The organism is Thermorhabdus hydrogeniformans (assembly GCF_049310025.1).
Lineage (GTDB): Bacteria > Bacillota > Thermosediminibacteria > Thermosediminibacterales > Tepidanaerobacteraceae > JBJYKD01.
The window spans coordinates 1-260 of record NZ_JBJYKD010000201.1; the positions used below are offsets into that span (position 1 = coordinate 1).

Sequence of the window (260 nt, forward strand, 5' to 3'; positions counted from 1 at the left end):
TCAGTTCTTCCGATAATACGGTGAGCCTCTATACCAAGCAGCTCCTCCATAGGTTGATTGACCAAGGTATATCTCCCCGTTAGGTCCTTGACATAAATAAGTGATGCACTATTATTTATTACATCATTTAGCAGTTTTCTGTTTTCCTCCAGCTGCTTATCCTTAGCCTCCCTTAGCTTCTCTTCACCGGCAACTCTTATTATATAGAGGATGGCCATTATAAAGCCGAAAGCAATAGAGGAGACAATGATGATCATTAT

General features: G+C 40.4%; 1 protein-coding gene. It reads right to left on the reverse strand.

Annotated features, from left to right (window positions below; all coding sequences use genetic code 11):
• Nucleotides 1-260: PAS domain S-box protein (locus ACKX14_RS16110; RefSeq protein ID WP_422449431.1), on the reverse strand; the 260-nt coding region annotated here is incomplete at both ends.